Here is a 20,580-nt window from a genome sequence, read left to right as displayed (position 1 = left end):
ACCGCGAGCACATGCTGCTCGAGGAGCGCGAAGTGCTGCCGCTGATCCTGGCGCACTTCACCGACGAGGACTGGGCGCGGGCCGACGCGGGCTTCCTCGCCGACGACCCGATGCGCGGCAGCCGCGCCAAGGCGGGCGAGGAGGACTTCACGCGGATCTTCTCGAAGCTGGTGGAGGCGGCACCGGCGCCCATCGGGCTCGGCGGCGGGCCGTACAAGGGCGATTGAGCGCGGCCGGCGTGCGCGATTCACGGACGTGAAGTGCGTTGCGCCCCGTTCGTGATGTTGTGCTCAGCTTCGCGCAGGCTGGCGGCGGGATGATCCGGCTTCGTCGTGCGAGCCTTGTGGCGCATCCGCTGCCGCCAGACCGGATTGGGGGTACTCACGCAACCGACCTGGCTGCGCCGGGACAAGGTCGTTGTGCGACATCAATTTGATATGGTCAAAGTTTTTTGATTCATGTTAATTTGAGCAGAACAGCAAGCCTGACAGGCGCAATCCACAAGACGCCGGGCAACCCTTTCCAGTCCATCATTGGAGGAGACACCATGAAGCTGCGTAGCACCCTGATTGCCGCCCTCGGCCTCGCCTTTGCCGCTGCCGCCCAGGCCGACATCAACGTCGGCGTGATCGTGTCGGCGACCGGTCCGGCCGCTTCGCTCGGCATCCCCGAGAAGAACACCGTCGCGCTGATGCCGACCACCATCGCCGGCCAGAAGATCAACTACATCGTGCTCGATGACGCCTCGGACACCACCACCGCGGTGAAGAACATCCGCAAGCTGGTGTCGGAAGACAAGGTCGATGTGGTGCTCGGCTCCACGATCACGCCCAATTCGCTGGCGATGATCGACGTTGCTGCCGAGTCGAAGACGCCGATGATCTCGATGGCAGCTTCCGCCCGCATCGTCGAGCCGATGGACGACAAGCGGCGCTGGGTGTTCAAGACGCCGCAGAACGACGCCCAGATGTCGACCGCCATCGTCGAGCACATGACCAACAACCAGGTGAAGACGGTTGCCTTCATCGGTTTTTCCGATGCCTACGGCGAGGGCTGGTACGAGCAGTTCAAACCCGTCGCCGAGGTGCGCAAGCTGCAAATGGTGGCCAATGAGCGTTTCAGCCGCACCGACACTTCGGTGACCGGGCAGGTGCTGAAGATCATCGCTGCCAAGCCCGACGCGGTGCTGATCGCCGGTTCGGGCACGCCGGCGGCGCTGCCGCAGAAGGCGCTCAAGGAGCGCGGCTACACCGGCAAGATCTACCAGACCCACGGCGTGGCCAACAACGATTTCCTGCGCGTCTGCGGCAAGGACTGCGAGGGCACCTTGTTGCCCGCGGGGCCGGTGCTGGTTGCCGAGCAATTGCCCGATTCGAACCCGGTGAAGAAACCGGCGCTCGAATACATCGGCAAGTACGAGGCTGCTCACGGCAAAGGCAGCGTGTCCACCTTCGGCGCCCACGGCTGGGACGCCGGCGTGCTGATGGCCAACGCCGTCCCGGTCGCGCTGAAGAAGGCCCAGCCCGGCACCGAGCAGTTCCGTGCGGCGCTGCGCGATGCGCTGGAGGGGTTGAAAGAAGTCCCTGCAGCCCACGGCATCTTCACCATGAGTCCGACCGACCATCTTGGCCTCGACCAGCGCGCCCGCGTGATGGTGCAGATCCAGAACGGCAAGTGGGTACTGGTGAAATAGGCGCCTGAACGCACGGTGTCGAGCAAGGAAGCCCGCCGCACGGCGGGCTTCCTGCATTCAGGGGCCGCGCTTGTGTGCGCGGTTCAGGGCTGCACGCCGTGGCGCAGCATCGCCACCATGGCGGCGGCGATGTCGTGCGGGCTGCGCCTGCCTTCCCGATACCATAGATAGATCCAGTTCATGCCGCCGAGCAGGAACAGGCGCAGCAGCGAGCGGTCGGTGCCTGCGCGCAGCGGCAGCGCATCGATGAGCGTGCGGAACACGGCCTCGTAGTCCGCACGGTGCGGGCGGATCTCCTGCAGCAGCTCGTCATTGCGTGAAATGGCCAGGTTGCTTCCTGCCAGGCGGTCGATCGACGAGCCGCCGACGATGCCTTCGATGTGCACCTCGCACGCGCGCTCGAGGCACTCCCACGGATCGTCGCTGCTCGTCGCCGCCGCCTTCACCCGCTCGAGCGTGCGTTCGAAGCCTTCGCGATGGACGGCGAGGAAGAGTTCGCGCTTGGACGGAAAGTAGTGATAGACCGACCCCGGCAGCAGGCCGACATTGCGCGCGATGTCGCGGATCGAGGTGCGGTCGTAGCCCTCGGCGGAGAACAGCCGTGCTGCGGCATCCAGGATCAGGCGGCGCCGTTCCAGCGGCTCCTGATCGCCTTCGGCCGGACCGCCGGCCGCGTCGCCGCGGGCCAGGCGCTCGCTCAGGCGCCCACGTTCCAGATGGCGGCGCTGCGTTTCAGTGAGTCCCTCGGCGTCGCCCCCCCGATGCTCCACCAAGGCCTGCAGACGCTTCACCGCCGTCTCCAGCCCGTGCTTCTGCCACAGGTAGCGCACCCCGGATGGCGAGATACGCAGGCCGGCCTGGCGCAGGCGCTCGGCCACTGCGACCTGTCCCAACTCGGGTTCTTCACGCGCCAGGCGCAGGATTTCTTCTTCGGCGGTCACGGATGACGCGGCATGCGCGTCGGCAGCGAGGGAATCGGTCATTGCGTGGGACTTCTCTTGGGATCTGCGCGGGTCGTGGTGGCGGTCGGCCAGCGCTGGTGCCGCGCTGCCGCAAGTTTGCCTCAATTCGGCTCGGGGCAAGCCCGCATGGTACCTAGATGTCTTGATGAAATATATCGAACAATCGTTTGACAAGGTAGTTAGTGATCGATATCTTTCCATTCCAGAAGAAGCCTGTACGCCCTGCCGCAACAGCTCGGGCCGGTCGCCATTGCGGGCGATCCGGCCAACCCACCACCATCCGGAGGAAACATGAAACTGCACAAGCTCTGCGTTGCCCTGTCCGTGACGCTTGCCGCCGGCTCGGCCCTGGCCGACATCACCATCGGCGTCTCGCTGTCGGCAACCGGTCCGGCGGCATCCCTCGGCATTCCCGAGAAGAACGCGTTCACGCTGATGCCCACCGAGATCGGCGGCGAGAAGGTACGGCTGATCGTGCTCGACGATGCGACCGATCCCACGCTGGCGACCAAGAATGCGCGCCGCTTCGTGTCCGAAGACAAGGTCGACGTGATGATCGGTTCGTCGGGCACGCCCGCCAGCGCGGCCATCGCCGAAGTCGCCAACGAGGCGAGAACGCCGCTGGTGACGATGAGCCCGGTGTCGCTGCCGGCCGAGCGCAACGAGTGGGTGTTTCGCGCGCCGCAGCAGAACAGCGTGATGGCCGGCGCGCTGGTCCAGCACATGAAGGCGAAGGGCGTGAAGACGCTGGGCTTCATCGGCTTCTCCGATGCCTACGGCGAGGACTGGCTGAACTCGATGACCAGGCTGGCCGACGCCGCCGGCATCAAGATCGGCCCGGTCGAGCGCTACAACCGCACCGACACCTCAGTCACCGGCCAGGTGCTGAAGCTGGTCACCGCGAAGCCGGATGCGATCCTGATCGTCGGCTCGGGCAGCCCAGCGGCGCTGCCGCAGACGGCGCTGGTCGAGCGCGGCTACAAGGGCCAGATCTACCAGACGCACGCCGTCGCCAACCAGGCTTTCCTCGGCGTGGCGGGCAAGGCTGCAGAAGGCGCGATCCTGCCGGTCGGCCCGATCGTCGTCGTCAATCAACTGGCGGCCGATCATCCGTCGAAGAAGCTGGGCGGCGAGTTCGCACGCAAGTACGAGGCCCAGTTCGGCGCCGGCTCGCTGTCGGCCTTTGCCGGTCATGCGGTCGATGCCTTCCGCCTGGTCGAAGCGGCGGTGCCGGTTGCGCTGGCGAAGGCCAAGCCGGGGTCGCCCGAGTTCCGTGCCGCGCTGCGTAGCGCGATCGAATCCAACAAGGACGTGGTCGGCGTGCATGGTGTGTTCAACATGAGCCCCACCGATCACTTCGGCCTCGATGCACGCTCGCACGTGCTGGTGCGCATCGACAACGGCGGCTACAAGCGCGTCGACAACTGATCGGCCAACGATACAAAGGAGGGATTCCATGAGCGAGATCATCCGCGATCCAGTCCGCATGTTTGCCGAGCCGGATCTGGTCGAAATCCATCGGGGGGACGGTTCGCGCATCCTGCGCTCGGGAATCCCCCTGCCCGACACCTATGCCCGCTGCGTCGGCGACTGGCTCGAACACTGGGCGCGGGTGCAGCCCGATGAGCTGTTCCTCGCCGAGCGCAACGCTGCCGGCGAGTGGGACAAGTTGAGCTATGGCGAAGCGCGCCGCAGGGTGGTGGCGATCGCCACCTGGATGCTGGGGCAGAAGCTGTCGGCCGAGCGGCCGGTGGCGATCCTGTCGGACAACTCCATCGAGCATGCTCTGATCATGCTGGCGGCGATGCACATCGGCGTGCCCGCGTGCCCGATCTCGGCCGGCACTTCGCTGATGTCGAAGGATCACGCCAAGCTCAAGGGCAACATCGAGCTGCTGCGGCCGGGCGTCATCTACGCCGATCCGGTCGAGCGCTTCATGCCGGCGATCGCCGCGATCGCCCCGCTGCACGACGGCGTGGTGGTTGCCGGCGGCCGCAGCCAGGCGCAGCCGGGCACCGTGCCGATGGCCGAGGTCGAGGCGCGCAGCGACGAAGCGGCGGTGATGCGGGCCTTCGACGCGATCACGCCCGACACCATCGGCAAGTTCCTGTTCACCTCCGGTTCGGTCGGCACGCCCAAGGCGGTGATCAACACCCACCGCATGATGTGCTCCAACCAGCTCGCCAAGGAGCTGATCTGGACTTTCCTCGCCGACAACCGGCCGGTGCTCGTCGAGTGGCTGCCGTGGAGCCATACCTTCGGCGGCAACCAGAACTTCAACCTGATGCTGCGCTGGGGCGGCACGATGTACATCGACGACGGCAAGCCGACGCCGGCGTTGCTCGAGAGGACCCTGCGCAACCTGCGCGAAGTGTCACCGACGATCTATTTCAGCGTGCCGCGCGCCTACGACATGCTGGTGCCCGAGCTGCGCAAGGATCCGGTGCTGTGCGAGCGCTTCTTCCGCCGTCTGAACCTGATCTCCTACGCCGGTGCCGCGCTGCCGCAGCACCTGTGGAGCGAACTGGAGGAGCTGTCCGAGCGCACGCTGGGCTGCCGCGTGCCGATGGTGTCGTCCTGGGGCTCGACCGAGACGGCGCCGCTCGCCACCGACTGCCACTTCCAGGCGGTGCGCTCCGGCGTGATCGGCGTGCCGGTGCCGGGCACCGAGCTGAAGCTGGTGCGCTCGCAGGACAAGCTGGAAGTGCGCATCAAGGGGCCGAACGTGTTCCCCGGCTACTGGAAGCAGCCCGAGCTTTCGGCGGCGTCCTTCGACGAGGACGGCTTCTACATGATCGGCGACGCGGTGGAGTTCGTCGATGCCGAGCGCCCGGAGCTGGGGCTGCTGTTCGACGGCCGCGTCGGCGAGGACTTCAAGCTGCTCACCGGCACCTGGGTGCATGTCGGCTCGCTGCGGGTGAAGGGCATCGAGGCGATGTCGCCCATCGCCCAGGACATCGTCGTCACCGGCCACAACCGCGACGAGATCGGTTTCCTGATCTTCCCCAACGTCTCCGAATGCCGTGCGCTGTGCCCCCATCTGCCGCCCGACGCCGACCTCGCCGACGTCTTCCTCAACCCGGCGGTGCGCGGCCGCGTGCAGCGCGGCATGGCGATGCTCAGGCAACTGGGCGGCGGCTCCTCGACGTATCCGGAGCGCGCGCTGATCATGGCGGAGCCGCCGTCGGTGGAAGCGGGCGAGATCACCGACAAGGGCTACATCAACCAGCGCATCGTGCTGACGCGGCGGGCCGACCTGGTCGAGTTCCTGCACCAGGACGTGCTCGACAAGACCGTGATCAGCGTGCACGCCGCGGTGTGACGGAACAACGAGGAAAACGACAATGACCGAACAGATCGTCAAGACGTCGTCGGAAGACGGCATCTACACCATCACGCTGGCACGCCCGGCCAAGCGCAACGCGATCAGCGACCGCCTGCTGGCGGCGCTCGAGGCGGCGCTGGTGGCGACGCCGGAAGGCACGCGCGCCATCATCCTGGCCGGCGAGGGCGAGCATTTCTGCGCTGGCCTCGACCTTTCCGAGCACCAGCACCGCGAGCCGTTCGGCGTGATGCTGCACTCCCAGTCGTGGCATCGCATCTTCGCCCGCATCCAGAACGGCGGCATCCCGGTGATCGCCGCCTTGCAGGGCGCGGTGATCGGCGGCGGGCTGGAACTGGCGACCGCCACCCACATCCGCATCGCCGAGCCGAACACGATCTACCAGTTGCCCGAGGGGCGGCATGGCATCTATGTCGGCGGCGGCGCCTCGGTGCGGGTGGCCAAGATCATCGGCGCCGGGCGCATGTGCGAAATGATGCTGACCGGCCGCATCCTCGATGCCGAGGAAGGCCAGCGCCTGGGCCTGTCGCACTACCTGGTCGGCGCCGGCGAGAGCCTGGCGAAGGCGCAGCAACTGGCGCGCCGCGTCGCCGAGAACGCGCCGATGGCCAACTGGGCGATGGTCACCGCGATCGCCCGCATCGACAACATGGCCAGCGACGACGGCTTCTTCGTCGAGTCGCTGACCGCGGCGGTCGTGCAGACCAACCCCGAGATTGCCGAGCGCATCGGCGAATTCCTCAAACGCAAGGGACAGGGAGCGCGTCAATGAGCACCCAGGGCATGGGCAATTTCGCCGCCTCCGAAGCCGCTGCGCGCGGCACCGCCTACGACGACATCTGGCTGGTCGCCGGGCAGCGTACGCCGTTCGCCGACTACAATGGCGTGCTGCGCGACGTGTCGCCGACCGACCTGGGCATCGCCGCGGCGCGCGCGCTATTCGCCACCAGCGGCATTCCGGCGACCGAGGTGGACGCCATCGTCGCCGGCAACATGGCGCAGGCGAGCTTCGACGCCTACTTCCTGCCGCGCCACATCGGCCTGTATGCGGGCGTGAATCCGAATGTGCCGGCGCTGCTGGTGCAGCGGCTGTGCTGCACCGGCTTCGAGACCATCCTCACCGCCGCGGACCACATCTCGCTGGGCAAGGCGAACGTGGTGCTGTGCGTGGGCACCGAGTCGATGTCGCGCAACCCGGTGGCGGCCTACACCCATCGCTCGGGTTTCCGCATGGGCCAGGTCGAGTTCAAGGACTTCCTGTGGGAAGCGACGCTGGATACTGCGCCGGCCACCAGCATGGGCGGCACGGCGGAGAACCTCGCGACGCGCTACGGTATCGGCCGCGAGGAAGTCGATCGCTTCGCCGCGCAGAGTTTCGCCCGCGGCGTGGCGGCCTGGGAGGCGGGGTGGTTCGCCGATGAGGTCAGCGCGGTGACCAACACCACCTGGGAACTCGACGGCTACAAGCCGCGCGGCATCAGGCTGGCCGACCGCGCCACGTCGGTCGAGCGCGACGGCCATGTGCGACCGACTTCGTTCGAGACGCTGCAGAAGCTCAAGGCGGCCTTCGGCGGCGTGCAGACCGGCGGCAACAGCTCGGCCATCGTCGACGGCGCGGCGGCGGTCATCGTCGCCCGCGGCGACTGGGTGCGCGCGCACGGCCTCACGCCGATCGCCCGCATCGTCGCCGGTGCCGCGGCGGCGGTGCCGCCCGAGATCATGGGCATCGGCCCGGCACCGGCGATCCGCGCCGCGGCCAAGCTCGCCGGCATCGGTGTCGGCGACATCGGCCGCGTCGAGATCAACGAAGCCTTCGGCGCCCAGTACCTCGCCTGCGAGCGCGAACTGGCCCTGGATCGCGACCGCGTCAACGTGCATGGCGGCGCCATCGCCATCGGCCATCCGCTGGGGGCCTCCGGCGTGCGCCTGACCCACACCGTGGCGCGTGCGGCGCGCGCCGCCGGCCTGCAGTACGGCGTGTCGTCGGCCTGCGCCGGGGGTGGCCAGGGTGTGGCGGTGATCGTCGAGAACGTGGCTTGACCACACAGAAAGGACAGGAGAAGGCAATGAAATTCGAAGGCAGCACTTTCATCGTGACCGGTGGCGCGTCGGGGCTGGGCGAGGCGACCGTGCGCGCATTGCACGGCGCCGGCGCCAGCGTGGTGATCGCAGACCTCAACATGGAGCAGGGCGAGAAGCTCGCCGCCGAGCTGGGCGCGCGTGCCGCGTTCGCGCGCACCAATGTCGCCGACGAGGCGGACGCGAAGGCGGCGGTCGATCTCGCCGTGAGCCGCTTCGGCGGCCTGCAGGGGCTGGTCAATTGCGCCGGCATCGGCAACGCCGGCAAGGTGCTGGGCAAGGAGGGGCCGCAGCCGCTGGCCGACTTCGCGCGCTCGGTGCAGATCAACCTGATCGGCACCTTCAACATGATCCGGCTCGCCGCCGACGCGATGAGCAAGGGCGAGGCGCAGGCCGACGGCGAGCGCGGCGTCATCATCAACACCGCTTCGGTGGCGGCCTACGAGGGCCAGATCGGCCAGGCGGCCTATGCGGCTTCCAAGGGCGGCATCGTGTCGATGACGCTGCCGATCGCGCGCGAACTGGCGCGCTTCGGCATCCGCGTGATGACGATCGCGCCGGGCCTGTTCATCACACCGATGATGCGCGGCCTGCCGCCCGACGTGCAGAAGTCGCTGGGCGAGAACACGCCCTTCCCGCAGCGCCTCGGCGAACCCGAGGAGTTCGCGAAGCTGGCGCTGAGCATCGTCGACAACGTCATGCTCAACGGCGAAACCATCCGCCTCGACGGCGCGGTGCGCCTGGCAGCACGCTGAAGCGGGAGACGACATGGCCCGCCGCAACGTCTATCGCATGCGCATCGCCTTCAGCGACTGCGACCCTGCGCAGATCGTGTTCTTCGCCAACTATTTCAAGTGGTTCGACACCTCCAGCCGCGAGTTCTTCACCGCCTGCGGCGTGCCGAGCTGGCGCGACACCACCGCCGAGCGCGGCATCATCGGGACGCCGCTGGTCGATGCGCAGGCGAGCTTCCGCAACTCGGCCACCTACGGCGAGGACATCGAGATCGAGTCGTGGATCGAGGAGTGGCGCGGCAAGAGCTTCGTCATGCGGCATGTCGCCCGCCGCGGTGACACCGTGCTGTGCGAAGGGCGCGAGGTCCGCGTGTTCGCGATGCAGGACCCCGAGAATCCGCTGCGCATCAGGGCGGTGCCCATCCCCGAAGACATCCGCGCGGCGTGCGCCTGAGCGCGACCTGACGACAGAACAAGGGACACAGGAGACAGCCCGATGCACGACTACATCCCCCCATTGAGGGACATGCAGTTCATCCTCGACGAGCTGGCAGGGCTGGACCGGGTCGCTGCGCTGCCCGGCTGCGAGGAGGCGAGCCCGGATCTGGTGGCGGCCATCCTCGAGGAGGCGGGCAAGTTCGCCGCTGGCGTGCTGGCGCCGATCAACCGCGATGGCGACGTGCAGGGCTGCCGCCTGATGGACGACGGCCGCGTGCTGACGCCGGAGGGCTGGCAGGCGGCCTACGACCAGTTCCGCGAGGCGGGCTGGCTCGGGCTGTCGCTGCCGGTGGCATTCGGCGGCCAGGGCATGCCCAAGCTGGTGTCCACGCCGGTGATGGAGATGTGGTGCGCGGCCAACATGGCGTTCACGATGCTGCCCATCCTGAACCAGGGCCAGGCCGAGGCGCTGCTGATCGCCGCCAGCGAGGAGCAGAAGCAGACCTGGCTGCACAAGGTGGTGAGCGGCGAATGGGGCAGCACGATGAACCTCACCGAGCCGCAGGCGGGGTCCGACCTCGCCGCCACCCGCAGCCGCGCCGAGCCCGCAGCGGACGGCAGCTACAGGCTGTTCGGCCAGAAGATCTTCATCTCCTACGGCGAGCACGAGCTGACGCCCAACATCGTGCACCTGGTGCTCGCCCGCCTGCCTGATGCACCGGCCGGCGTGAAAGGGCTGTCGCTGTTCATCGTGCCCAAGTACCTGGTCGAGGCCGACGGCAGCCTGGGGGCGAAGAACGACGTGCGCTGCATCTCCATCGAGCACAAGATGGGCATCCATGGCAGCCCCACCTGCACGCTGAGCTTCGGCGACGGCGGCGGCGCCACCGGCTGGATGGTGGGCGCGCCCAATCGCGGCCTCGAGACCATGTTCGTGATGATGAACGAGGCGCGCTTCGGTGTCGGCGTGCAGGGACTCGGCCTCGCCGATCGCGCCTACCAGATGGCGCTGGCCTATGCACGCGAACGTGTGCAGGGCCGCGATGCGGTGACCGGCGAATCGGGCAAGCCCATCATCCATCACCCCGACGTCAAGCGCATGCTGCTGTCGATGCGCGGGCGCATCATGGCGATGCGCGCGCTGCTGTACACCGCGGCGGGCTGGTTCGACATCGCGCACCACCATCCCGACCGCAGCGTGGCGGACAAGCACCGCCGCTACGTCGATCTGCTGATGCCCGTCGCCAAGGGCTGGTGCACCGAAGTGGGCAACGACGTCTGCGACGACGCCATCCAGGTCTTCGGCGGCATGGGCTTCGTCGAGGAGACCGGCATCGCCCAGCACTTCCGCGATGCCCGCATCATCACCATCTACGAGGGCACGACCGGCATCCAGGCCAACGACCTGGTGGGGCGCAAGATCCTGCGCGAAGGCGGCGCCACACTGCGCGAGCTGATCGTCGACCTGCGCGACGCCGCGGGGGCGCTGGACAGCGCCGGGCTGGCCGAGATCGGCGACGGCCTCGCCGACGGCATCGATGCGCTGGAGTCGGCGGCTGAATGGATGCTCGCCAACGGCCGCGAACAACTGGCCGACGTGCTGGCTGGCGCGGTGCCTTTCCTGCACCTGCTCGGCACGGTGTGCGGTGGCTGGCAACTCGGACGTGCCGCGCTGGCGGCGCAGGCCGGGCGCGCTGACAGCCAAGGTGATGCCGTCCATCGCGCCAGCCTGGTCGAACTTGCCCGCTTCTACATGGCCACCATCGGCCCGCAGGCCGCTGCGCATGCTGCGACGGTGTGCAAGGCGGGCGGTGCGCTCACCCGCTTCGACGAGACGGCATTCTGACGCGTTCGCTGGCGATGCCGGCAAGCCGGCTCCCGGTGCCCGTTCACGCGCGGCGGCCCGGCTGCGCGACGGATCTTTCGTCACGCCCCGAAAGCCGCGTCGGTGCTAGAATCCGCCCGGTACATCAGAATTCCCGTCACTTACACACCAATCGAGGAAAAGCATGAACAAAGGTGAATTCGTCGAAGCCCTGGCTGATCGTCTGGACGTCTCCCGTGCTCAGGCCGACCGCGCCCTGACCGCCGTGCTCGACATCATCGGCGAACAACTGGGCAAGGGTGAAAAGGTCGCCTTCACCGGCTTTGGCTCGTTCGAGGTTTCCGAGCGCGCGGCCCGCACCGGCCGCAACCCGCAGACCGGCGCCGCGATCGAAATCGCCGCCTCGAGCGTGCCCAAATTCACTGCCGGCGCGACGCTGAAGGCCGCAGTCAACAAGTAATCCGCCGCAAGGCAAGGCGCCGACGGGCGGGGCGGCATCCAGGATGCCGCCCCGCTTTTCTTTTTTCTTCAAGCACTTTGCAATGATTTCGGGCGACAGTCTCGAGAAAAGCGGTTATACTGCCGCTCGTTGTGCAATGCAGCAGCAGGGCCACCACGGTATCAAGTGCGGAACAGGATGTCCGCCTGCCTGGCCCGAGGGACTGTAACCACAGCCCCATCGCCCCCGACCTCCCGCCGAACTCCATTCGTTCTTCCGATCGTCTGGCATCGTGACAACCGGTTGGTGCCGATGCGCGGCCTCGAAAACCCGGTTCTCATGACCGGGGCTCGACAGGCCGGCCACGCCCATCGCGCGTTTGTCGCACCTGCGATTCCACGCCCCGACCCTGTGCACCAACAGGTCCGGCGCGGCGCGATGCCATGAGGCCCGTCATCCCGGGCCCGAACCTGCCGTCCGCAGCCATGCGAGGCGGCTCGCAATACAGGAAGAACCATGACGTTCCACAGCCTCGGCCTCGCCGACGAACTCCTCAAAGCCGTCGAGCAGACCGGCTACACGATCCCGACTCCGGTGCAGCAGCAGGCCATCCCTGCCGCGATCGCCGGCGCCGACTTGCTGGTGTCCAGCCATACCGGCAGTGGCAAGACGGCAGCCTTCACGCTGCCGGCGCTGCACAAGCTCATCGACCGGCGCCCGGCGCCGGGTGCCGGCCCGCGCGTGCTGGTGCTGACACCGACGCGCGAACTCGCGCAACAGGTGGAAAAGGCGGTGCAGACCTACGGCAAGGCCCTGCGCTGGCTGAACACCGCCTGCCTGGTGGGCGGCGCGCCGATGTTCGCGCAGATCAAGCAGTTGCAGCGCCAGTGCGACGTCGTCGTCGCCACGCCGGGCCGCCTCCTCGACCATCTGAACCGGCGCAAGATCAAGCTCTCCGACCTCGAGGTGCTGATCCTGGACGAAGCTGACCGCATGCTCGACATGGGCTTCGCCGAAGACATCGACGCCATCGTCGCCGCCACCCCGGCCAAACGCCAGACGCTGCTGTTCTCGGCCACGCTCGACGGTGTGGTGGGCAGCATGGCGGCGCGCATGACGCGCAACCCGCAGCGCATCGAGATCGAGGTGGCGCAGGAAGACCGCGGCCAGATCGAGCAGCGCCTGATGTTCGCCGACGACCTCGGTCACAAGAACCGCCTGCTCGAGGCCCTGCTCGGCGACGACAGCCTGAACCAGGCGGTGGTCTTCACCGCGACCAAGAGGAGCGCCGACGAGCTGTCGCTGTCGCTGCAGGAAAAGGGCATCGCCGCCGCCGCGCTGCATGGCGACATGCACCAGACGCAGCGCAACCGCACCCTCGACCGCCTGCGCCAGGGCCGCATCGGCGTGCTGGTGGCGACCGACGTCGCCGCGCGCGGCATCGACGTCGCCGGCATCAGCCACGTCATCAACTTCGATCCGCCGCGCCAGGCTGAGGACTATGTGCACCGCATCGGCCGCACCGGCCGTGCCGGGCGCGACGGCGTGGCGATCACGTTGTCCGGCCCGCGCGAGACCGGCCTGATCCGCGCCATCGAGCGCTTCACCGGTGATCGCCTGGCAGTGCATACCATTCCGGGCATGGAGCCGTCGCCGCGCAAGCCCTCGGCGCCGCGTCCCGCTGGCAATGGCGGCCGTCGCTTCGGCAGCGGTGCCAGGCCCGGCGGTTACGGCCGCCCGTCCGGTGACTCGCGCCGCAGCGCGGGTGGTCAGGGACGCGAGGGCCATCCTTCGCGCGGCGAACGCAGCCACGGTGATCGCCGCGACCGAGGCTTCCGGGACTGAGCACGTCGCGGTGAGCCCGCCTCGCTGCGAAGGCGGGCGATAAGGCGGGCAGACACGATCCAGAATCCCGCCGGGGCGAAAGTCCCGGCGGGATTTTTTTGACCCGCGACGCGAACTCCCGGACTATATATAATTAAATTCTTATTCATTCAGGCCGGGAGCCGAACATGAAGCTGAAGCACGTTGTCCTGAGCGCCATGATGCCCGCCATGACCTTCGCGGCCGTGCCCGCCGCCGCCGAGGAGTTCGCCTTGCTGCAGGAGGCGCGCACGGTGGCATCGAGCATTCCGCCGCGGCTGGTGGGTGTCCTGCAGCAGGAAATCGAAAAGGGTGGCGTCGAGGGTGCGATCAGCGTGTGCCGCGAGAAGGCGCCGCAGATGGCGAAGGAAGCGTCCGAGAAGACCGGCTGGCAGATCCGCCGCGTGAGCCTGAAGAACCGCAACCCGAAGGCGGTGCCGGATGCGTGGGAGGCTGCCGTGCTGCAGGATTTCGACCGCCGCGCAGCGGCCGGGGAAGATCCGCGCCAGCTCGAGCGCGGCGAGATGGTGAGCGACAACGGCGCCTATAGTTACCGCTACATGAAGGCATTGCCCACGCAGCAGTTGTGCCTGAGCTGCCACGGTGGCCCGAGCGACATCGCGCCGGCGGTGAAGGCGCGTCTGGCGGAGCTCTATGCTGGCGACAAGGCCACCGGCTACAGCCTGAACCAGATCCGCGGTGCGATGACGATACGGCGCACGTTCTGAAGTGCGCTTCTGACACGCGTGGGTTTCTGGCAGAAAAAGCCTGGCGGGGCGTCCGGTGCGCGTGCTCCGGGCCGGGAAGCCGAAGGCCGCGAACGCTTACGCCCGTGCGCCGGACGCCCCGCCAGGCGTCTTAGCGGCAAGGCTCTTGATTCCTCGCTTGATCAGCCCTTCGCCTTGCGCGCGGCCTCGACTTCTTCCGGGCGCAGCCGGGCGGCGAGCTTGTCCAGCACGCCATTCACGAACTTGTGTCCGTCGGTGCCGCCGTAGCTCTTGGCGAGCTCGATCGCCTCGTTGATGATGACCCGGTAGGGCGTCTCGATGTTGTGGCGCAGCTCGTGCGCGCCCAGCAGCAGAATCGCATGCTCGATGGGTGACAGCTCGGCCACCGGACGGTGGATCAGCGGCGAGAACCCGGCGCGCAACTCGTCGGCGTTTTCCAGCGCGCCGCGCAGCAGGCTCACGAACAGTTCGCGGTCCACCTTGTCCAGGTTTTCCGCCTCGGCCTCGATGTTGCGCTGCACGGCGGTCATCGAGTTGCCCGACAGCAGCCACTGGTACACGCCCTGCAGTGCCAGTTCGCGCGCACGGCGGCGCGCCATCTTGCTCGTCGGGTTCGGCGTGGCGCCGGGTTCGCCACTGCCGGAGTGTATCGGATCGCTCATTTCAGGGCCTTCAGCAGGTTGGCCATCTCCACCGCGGCGCGGGCGCAGTCGGCGCCTTTCTCGCTCATGCGCGCCACGGCCTGGTCTTCATCCTCGGTCGTCAGCACACCGTTGGCGATCGGCACGCCGGTGTCGAGGCAGACGCGGGTGATGCCGGCGCCCATCTCATTGGACACCAGCTCGAAGTGATAGGTCTCGCCGCGGACCACCGCGCCGAGCGCCACCAGCGCGTCGAATCTGCCGCTCTTGCCCATGGCCTGCAGCGTCAGCGGGATCTCCAGTGCGCCGGGCACGGTGACGATGCGGATGTCGCTGCGCGCGACGCCGAGCTTGAGCAGCTCGTCGGTGCACGTCGACAGCAGTCCCTCGCAGATGTCGAGGTTGAAGCGGGCCATGACGATGCCTACGCGCAGGCCGGTGCCGGCGAAGTCGGGCTCGAGCTCGACGATGCCGTCGTAGCGGGCGGTGCGGCGGGTGTTTTCGGGCTGGGTGCGTTGCATGCGGGTTCTCGGTTCTTGCTCAGTTCTTGTCGACGAAGCCGGTGATTTCGAGGCCGAAGCCGGCCATGCTGCGGATCTTGCGCGGGCTGGCGAGCAGGCGCATCTTGCCGACGTTGAGGCTGCGCAGGATCTGCGCGCCGACGCCGAACAGGCGGGCGTCCCACTTCACCGGTCGGTCCTGGGTGCGGTTGAGGCTGGCGAGCAGCTCGCGCCCCGATTGCGGGCGGTACAGCAGCACCATCACGCCGGCCTCGGCCGCCGCCAGCGTGGCGAGCGAGACATCCACCGGGAAGCTGTGACTCGCGCTCGCGGGGTCGAGGAAGTCGATCACCGAGATCGGCTCGTGCACCCGCACCAGGGTCTCGCGCTCGGGGCGGATGTCGCCGTGCGCCAGGGCGAAATGCACGTCGCCCGAGGTCTTGTCCTCGAACGCGGACAGGCGGAAGCGGCCATGGACGGTGTCGACCTCCTTCTCGGCGACTTTCTCGATCAGGTGCTCGGTGGCGGCGCGATGCTCGATCAGGTCGCGGATGGCGCCGATCTTCAGGCCGTGTTCGCGGCCGAACTCGATCAGGTCGGGGAGCCGCGCCATGGTGCCGTCGTCTTTCAGGATCTCGCAGATCACCGCGGCCGGTTCCAGGCCGGCAAGGTGGGCGAGGTCGCAGCCGGCTTCGGTGTGGCCGGCGCGGATCAGCACGCCGCCCTTCTGCGCGGTCAGCGGGAAGATGTGGCCGGGGGTGACGATGTCGTCCGGCCGGGCGTTGCGGGCGACGGCCACCTGCACGGTGCGCGCGCGGTCGTGCGCCGAGATGCCGGTGGTGACGCCGGTGGCCGCTTCGATCGACACGGTGAACGCGGTGCCGTGCGGCGTGCGGTTGTCGCGCACCATCTGCTGCAGGCCGAGCTGGCGGCAGCGCTCGTCGGTGAGCGTCAGGCAGATCAGGCCGCGGCCGTGCTTGGCCATGAAGTTGATCGCCTCCGGCGTGACGAATTCGGCCGCCATGACGAGGTCGCCCTCGTTCTCGCGGTCTTCTTCGTCCACCAGGATGACCATCTTGCCCGCCTTGATGTCGGCGATGATGTCGGTAATCGGCGCGAGTGCGCTCATGCTGTTTCCTTGTGTGCTGTTCTTGCTGGCGTTCTGACGACGCGTCGTTGTGCGTGGTTCAGCCTTGTGCGGCGGCTTCCTCGCTGCGCCAGGCGAGCATGCGCTCGACGTAGCGTGCGATGAGGTCGATCTCGAGATTGACCTTGCGCCCGGGCGCGAGGTGCTTCAGGTTGGTCATCGCCACCGTGTGGGGGATCAGGTTGATCCAGAAGTCGCGCCCCTCGACGTGGTTCACCGTCAGGCTGACGCCATTCACGGTGATGGAGCCCTTCTTCGCGATGTAGCCGGCGATCGCCGCCGGCGCGCGGATCACGAGCTCGTGGCTTTCGCCCACGGGTTCGAACTTCTGCACTTCGCCCACGCCATCCACATGGCCGGTGACGAGGTGGCCGCCGAGGCGGTCGGCCAGGCGCAGCGCCTTCTCCAGATTCACCTCGTTGCCCACGGCATCCAGGCCTACCGTGCAGTTGAGCGTCTCGCGCGAGACGTCGTACTTCAAGTGGCCGCCGTTCATGTCGACCACGGTCAGGCACACGCCGCTGTGCGCGATGCTGTCGCCAACGATGACGTCGGACAGGTCGAGCCCGTTGGTGTCGACGGTGAGGCGAATGCCGTCCGCGAGCGGCTCGATGTGTTCGATGCGGCCGAGGGCCGCGACGATGCCGGAGAACATGAAAGGTCTGAACCGAAAGGTAAAGGCAGAATTGTAGGGGAAAACCTGCGTACCGGCCGGGCTGCGGTTACAGCGCCCGGTCCAGCACCGCCGCGAACGGCTCCGCCTTCATGTAGCCCACCACGCGCAGGCCTTCGCGCTCCTTGCCGGTGGGGTCGAAGAAGATGATGCCCGGCGGACCGAACAGGCCGAAGCGCTTGAGCAGGGCCTTGTGCTCGTCATTGTTGGCGGTGACGTCGGCCTTCAGCAGCAGCATGCGCCCCATGCGGCTCGCCACCTGCGGATCGCTGAAGGTGTAGCGTTCCATCTCCTTGCACGACACGCACCAGTCGGCGTAGAAATCCAGCATCACCGGGCGGCCGGCGCCGGCCAGGCGGGCGTCGAGCTCGGCGATCGACGACACTTTCTCGAACGCCGGTGCCGCCTCCGACGCCGCTGCTTCGGCGCGCAGCACCGCGAGCGGCTGCAGCGGGTCGCGCGAGCCGGCGAGGGCGCCCACCAGCATCGCCGCGCCCGAGATCAGCAGCACCACGCCGACCCCTTTCCAGAAACGCTGCCAGCCCTTCGCATGCGGCGGCAGCGGGTCGATGGCATGCAGGAAGATGCCGGAGAACACCAGCAGCGACGTCCAGCCCAGCATCGTCGCCAGCGGCGGGATCACCGGGCTCAGCATCCACAGCGCCACCGCCAGCAGCAGCACGCCGAAGGCCTTCTTGACCCCTTCCATCCATGGCCCGACCTTGGGCAGCAGCGAGCGCGAGGCGACGCCCACCGCCAGCAGCGGCGCGCCCATGCCCAGGCCCATGGCGAACAGCGCCCAGCCGCCGAGCACGGCATCCCCCGTCTGCGCGATGTAGAGCAGGGCGCCGGCCAGCGGCGCCGCCACGCAGGGGCCGACGATCAGCGCCGACAGCACACCCATCACCGCGACGCCGCCGAGGTGGCCGCCCTTCTCGTGGCTCGCGGTGCTCGCCAGCCGGCTCTGCAGCGCGCTTGGCAACTGCAGCTCGTAGAAGCCGAACATCGACAACGACAGCAGCACGAACACCAGCGCGAACGCCGACAGCACCCACACGTTCTGCAGCGCCGCCGACAGCAGCGTGCCGGTCACGCCTGCGGCGACGCCGGCCAGCGCGTAGGTGACGGCCATGCCCAGCACGTAGGCGAGCGACAGCACGAAGGCGCGGGTGTGCGACACCTTGTGCCCCTGGCCGACGATGATCCCCGACAGGATGGGAATCATCGGGAAGGTGCAGGGGGTGAAGGCCAGCAGCAGGCCGAAGCCGAAGAAGCTCACCAGGATCAGCGGCACGCTGGCACCCTTCAGGAGGCTGGCGATGCGCCCGCTCTCGTCGCCGCTGCCGGCGTCGGTGGGCTCGCGAACGGCTGTCGTCGTGTCGTCGCTCGCCGGCGCGACGCTCTGTGCGCCACCCTGCGAGCGGCCGCCGACCAGGCCGGCGAGCAGGCCGCCACCTTTTGCCGTCGGCGCGGAGAGATCGATGGCGGTCTTCTGCGGCGTGGGCGGGTAGCAGATGCCGCCGTCCCAGCAGCCCTGGCTGGTGACGGTCAGCTCGAAGCGGCTGACGCCTTCGGGCGCCGTCACCGGCAACAGCACGCGCAATTCGCCGCGGTGGGTCTCGACCTCGCCGAAGAACTCGTCGTGCTTCACCTTGCCGGCGGGTTTTTGCGGTGCACCCAGCGTGATCGTGGCGGGCTCTGCTTCATAGCGGAACTTGTCGCCGTACAGGTAGTAGCCCTTCGCCACCGTGAACACGACCTCGACCGTCTGCGCGTCGAGCGCATGGGCGCGCATGGCGAAGGCCTTTTCCGGTTCGATGGGATCGGCCGCGCGGGCCATGGGGAAGGCAAGGAGCAGCAGGCTTGCGAACAGGGCAAGCAAGATCGACAGGCGGTGCGTCATCGGGTTTCGGGTCGGGAGGATCTGGGGGCGGGCAAGGCTCACCTTGCAGGCTCGTCGCTACCGGGCGACGGGCGCGTTTCGTCGTTCATCCAGTCGAGGAAGGATTCGAGGCCCTGCTGCACAGGGACCGCGAGGATTTCGGGAAGTTCGTAGGGGTGGGACTCGAGGATCGCTGCCTGCAGCGCCTCATAGCGGTCGGCGGTGGTCTTGATCAGCAGCGGCACTTCGCCCGCCGACTCGATCGCCCCCTGCCAGCGATACACCGACTGGCAGGGGGCCATGATGCTCACACAGGCGGCCAGCCGCTCGCCCACCAGGCGTTGCGCAAGTGTCGCGGCCGTGGCCTGGTCGGGCAAGTTGGTGAAGACGATCAGTGCGTGAGTCATGTCGCTTCCGTGGGCGGGGAAGCGCGATTATCGCGGACGGCGCGCGCTTGTGCGCTAACCTGGATCAAGCGGCCCGCTGCAGGCGGCTGCGCCCTGCCTCTACGCCACGGCCGCGCCCTGGCCCGCCACCGGCGGGCTAGATGTTGCGCGGGGCGAAAGCCTGCAGGTCGCCGGGCTTGCGCAGCATCTTGTCGACCTCGGCCAGATGCAGCTCCTCGGCGTGGATCATCTGGCGCGAGAACTCCTCCAGCGCGACCGAGCGGCCTTCCACCTGCGCCAGCAGTTCGCGGTACAGGCCCAGGGCCTTGCTCTCCGCTTCCAGCGACTCGCGCAGGATCGCTCCCACATCGTGCTGGTGGGAGTCGAGCAACGGCCCGATGCCCAGCGAAGGGTAGGCGCCGAGCGTGGTGATCCATTCCCCTGCCTGGCGCGCATGCAGCAGTGACTCGTCCGCCTGGGCATTGAGCCAGGACACGATGGGAATGCGGCCAAAGCCGAAGACGAGGAAGGAATAATGCGTGTAACGCACCACCCCCGCCAGTTCCGCTTCGAGGATGCGGTTCAGGACCGCGACGACGGCCTCCTTGTCGAGCTCTGCCATGACATTCTCCTTCCCTGTGGGGGCCGGCGTTGTACGTGCGACGCGCTCATTCGCGTGCGTGCGGGCCGGCTCGTTTCACTCTAGACGACGACTGCCGTGGCGCAAGCCACTGCCCGCCCTGCCGGGACGTGGCTCCGCGGGTCGTCGCGGCGGAGCGGCGATGTCCGCAGGACGCGCTCAGCGCGCCGCCTCATCCGGCTTCACCAGCGTGACCGGCACGGTGGAACGCTGCGAGACCTCGCGCGCCACCGAGCCCATCAGCAGGTGCAGCAGGCCGGTGCGGCCATGCGAGCCCATCACGATGCGGTCGAAGCCGCGTTCCCGCGCGTAGCGCACGATGGTGTCGGCGACATGGCCGATCGCAACATGGTGCGTGTAGGCCACGCCGGCTTCATCGAGCTGCTTTCGCGCACTGGCGAGCGCGGCAAGGCCTTCCTCGCGATGGTAGTCCTCCAGCGCTTCCTTGCTGACGAAGCTGCGCGCGTGGCCATCGATGGGGATCTGCACGGCGAGCAGGTGGATCTCCAGCGCCGGGGTCTCGCGGCGTAGCGCGAGCACGTGGGCCACTGCGCGCATGGCGTTTTCCGAGCCATCGACGGGGATGAGTACCTTCATGGTGCGCGCC

Annotated in this window: 19 protein-coding genes and 2 pseudogenes; 12 read left to right on the top strand and 9 right to left on the bottom strand. The window is 67.9% G+C overall.

Features of this window, described 5'->3' with window-relative positions; genetic code table 11:
• Together GH664_RS19490 and GH664_RS19485 are read left to right on the top strand one after the other, a co-directional pair.
• A pseudogene (locus tag GH664_RS19490) lies at positions 1 to 227 on the top strand (hemerythrin domain-containing protein); the annotation flags it as partial.
• A 320-nt stretch (positions 228 to 547) separates the two neighbouring features.
• Complete coding sequence (locus GH664_RS19485) at positions 548 to 1,693, top strand: ABC transporter substrate-binding protein (protein WP_153169744.1); 1,146 nt, start codon at positions 548 to 550, stop codon at positions 1,691 to 1,693.
• Positions 1,694 to 1,776: 83 nt separating this feature from the next.
• Here the strand turns inward: GH664_RS19485 and GH664_RS19480 are convergent, their stop codons facing one another.
• Positions 1,777 to 2,676, bottom strand: coding sequence for a TetR/AcrR family transcriptional regulator (locus tag GH664_RS19480; protein WP_153169742.1), 900 nt, complete (start codon positions 2,674 to 2,676; stop codon positions 1,777 to 1,779).
• Between the two features lie 270 nt (positions 2,677 to 2,946).
• On the opposite strand from GH664_RS19480, the gene GH664_RS19475 reads away from it, so the two are divergent.
• The 10 genes and pseudogenes from GH664_RS19475 to GH664_RS19430 all read left to right on the top strand — a co-directional run bounded on the left by GH664_RS19475 (position 2,947) and on the right by GH664_RS19430 (position 14,104).
• Positions 2,947 to 4,083, top strand: coding sequence for an ABC transporter substrate-binding protein (locus tag GH664_RS19475; RefSeq protein WP_153169741.1), 1,137 nt, complete (start codon positions 2,947 to 2,949; stop codon positions 4,081 to 4,083).
• Positions 4,084 to 4,111: 28 nt separating this feature from the next.
• The gene (locus GH664_RS19470) at positions 4,112 to 5,977 is read left to right on the top strand and encodes a feruloyl-CoA synthase (RefSeq protein WP_153169739.1); all 1,866 of its coding nucleotides are present in this window, start codon (positions 4,112 to 4,114) and stop codon (positions 5,975 to 5,977) included.
• Positions 5,978 to 5,999: 22 nt separating this feature from the next.
• Positions 6,000 to 6,770 (top strand): crotonase/enoyl-CoA hydratase family protein, encoded by a 771-nt coding sequence (locus tag GH664_RS19465; protein ID WP_153169737.1) that lies wholly within the window; start codon positions 6,000 to 6,002, stop codon positions 6,768 to 6,770.
• A complete protein-coding gene (locus GH664_RS19460) occupies positions 6,767 to 8,038 on the top strand; it encodes a thiolase family protein (protein ID WP_228111630.1) in 1,272 nt (423 codons plus the stop codon). The genes GH664_RS19465 and GH664_RS19460 overlap by 4 nt, the downstream gene beginning before the upstream one ends.
• 26 nt (positions 8,039 to 8,064) lie before the next feature.
• Positions 8,065 to 8,832: a 3-hydroxyacyl-CoA dehydrogenase gene (locus GH664_RS19455; RefSeq protein ID WP_153169735.1), complete on the top strand. Its 768-nt coding sequence runs from the start codon at positions 8,065 to 8,067 to the stop codon at positions 8,830 to 8,832.
• Between the two features lie 13 nt (positions 8,833 to 8,845).
• Positions 8,846 to 9,265: a thioesterase family protein gene (locus GH664_RS19450; RefSeq protein ID WP_153169734.1), complete on the top strand. Its 420-nt coding sequence runs from the start codon at positions 8,846 to 8,848 to the stop codon at positions 9,263 to 9,265.
• Between the two features lie 42 nt (positions 9,266 to 9,307).
• Positions 9,308 to 11,095, top strand: coding sequence for an acyl-CoA dehydrogenase (locus GH664_RS19445; RefSeq protein ID WP_153169733.1), 1,788 nt, complete (start codon positions 9,308 to 9,310; stop codon positions 11,093 to 11,095).
• Positions 11,096 to 11,255: 160 nt separating this feature from the next.
• Positions 11,256 to 11,534 (top strand): annotated as a pseudogene (locus GH664_RS19440) (HU family DNA-binding protein); the annotation flags it as partial.
• A 495-nt stretch (positions 11,535 to 12,029) separates the two neighbouring features.
• Positions 12,030 to 13,358 (top strand): DEAD/DEAH box helicase, encoded by a 1,329-nt coding sequence (locus tag GH664_RS19435; RefSeq protein ID WP_153169729.1) that lies wholly within the window; start codon positions 12,030 to 12,032, stop codon positions 13,356 to 13,358.
• Positions 13,359 to 13,525: 167 nt separating this feature from the next.
• On the top strand, positions 13,526 to 14,104 hold the full coding sequence (locus GH664_RS19430) for a DUF3365 domain-containing protein (protein ID WP_153169727.1): 579 nt from the start codon (positions 13,526 to 13,528) through the stop codon (positions 14,102 to 14,104).
• Between the two features lie 161 nt (positions 14,105 to 14,265).
• Here the strand turns inward: GH664_RS19430 and nusB are convergent, their stop codons facing one another.
• From nusB to GH664_RS19390, 8 genes are all read right to left on the bottom strand, one after another.
• On the bottom strand, positions 14,266 to 14,766 hold the full coding sequence (nusB, locus tag GH664_RS19425; protein ID WP_153169725.1) for a transcription antitermination factor NusB: 501 nt from the start codon (positions 14,764 to 14,766) through the stop codon (positions 14,266 to 14,268).
• Positions 14,763 to 15,266: a 6,7-dimethyl-8-ribityllumazine synthase gene (gene ribH / locus GH664_RS19420; protein WP_153169723.1), complete on the bottom strand. Its 504-nt coding sequence runs from the start codon at positions 15,264 to 15,266 to the stop codon at positions 14,763 to 14,765. Before ribH ends, nusB begins: the two co-directional genes overlap by 4 nt.
• 19 nt (positions 15,267 to 15,285) lie before the next feature.
• On the bottom strand, positions 15,286 to 16,374 hold the full coding sequence (gene ribBA, locus GH664_RS19415; RefSeq protein WP_153169722.1) for a bifunctional 3,4-dihydroxy-2-butanone-4-phosphate synthase/GTP cyclohydrolase II: 1,089 nt from the start codon (positions 16,372 to 16,374) through the stop codon (positions 15,286 to 15,288).
• 58 nt (positions 16,375 to 16,432) lie between these two features.
• Positions 16,433 to 17,047 (bottom strand): riboflavin synthase, encoded by a 615-nt coding sequence (locus GH664_RS19410; RefSeq protein WP_153169720.1) that lies wholly within the window; start codon positions 17,045 to 17,047, stop codon positions 16,433 to 16,435.
• A 67-nt stretch (positions 17,048 to 17,114) separates the two neighbouring features.
• The gene (dsbD, locus tag GH664_RS19405; RefSeq protein ID WP_153169718.1) at positions 17,115 to 18,968 is read right to left on the bottom strand and encodes a protein-disulfide reductase DsbD; all 1,854 of its coding nucleotides are present in this window, start codon (positions 18,966 to 18,968) and stop codon (positions 17,115 to 17,117) included.
• Positions 18,969 to 19,006: 38 nt separating this feature from the next.
• Positions 19,007 to 19,354, bottom strand: coding sequence for a divalent-cation tolerance protein CutA (gene cutA, locus GH664_RS19400; protein ID WP_153169716.1), 348 nt, complete (start codon positions 19,352 to 19,354; stop codon positions 19,007 to 19,009).
• Positions 19,355 to 19,490: 136 nt separating this feature from the next.
• The gene (locus tag GH664_RS19395) at positions 19,491 to 19,955 is read right to left on the bottom strand and encodes a bacterioferritin (protein ID WP_153169715.1); all 465 of its coding nucleotides are present in this window, start codon (positions 19,953 to 19,955) and stop codon (positions 19,491 to 19,493) included.
• A 177-nt stretch (positions 19,956 to 20,132) separates the two neighbouring features.
• Positions 20,133 to 20,570 carry a universal stress protein gene (locus GH664_RS19390; RefSeq protein WP_153169713.1) on the bottom strand — a complete coding sequence of 146 codons (438 nt, stop codon included), beginning with the start codon at positions 20,568 to 20,570 and terminating at the stop codon, positions 20,133 to 20,135.
• Positions 20,571 to 20,580 lie beyond the last annotated feature (10 nt).

Source organism: Thauera sp. 2A1, from assembly GCF_009469595.2.
Classification (GTDB): domain Bacteria; phylum Pseudomonadota; class Gammaproteobacteria; order Burkholderiales; family Rhodocyclaceae; genus Thauera.
The sequence above is the reverse complement of the archived record's forward strand: the minus strand, read 5'-3'. Positions and strand labels throughout refer to the sequence as shown.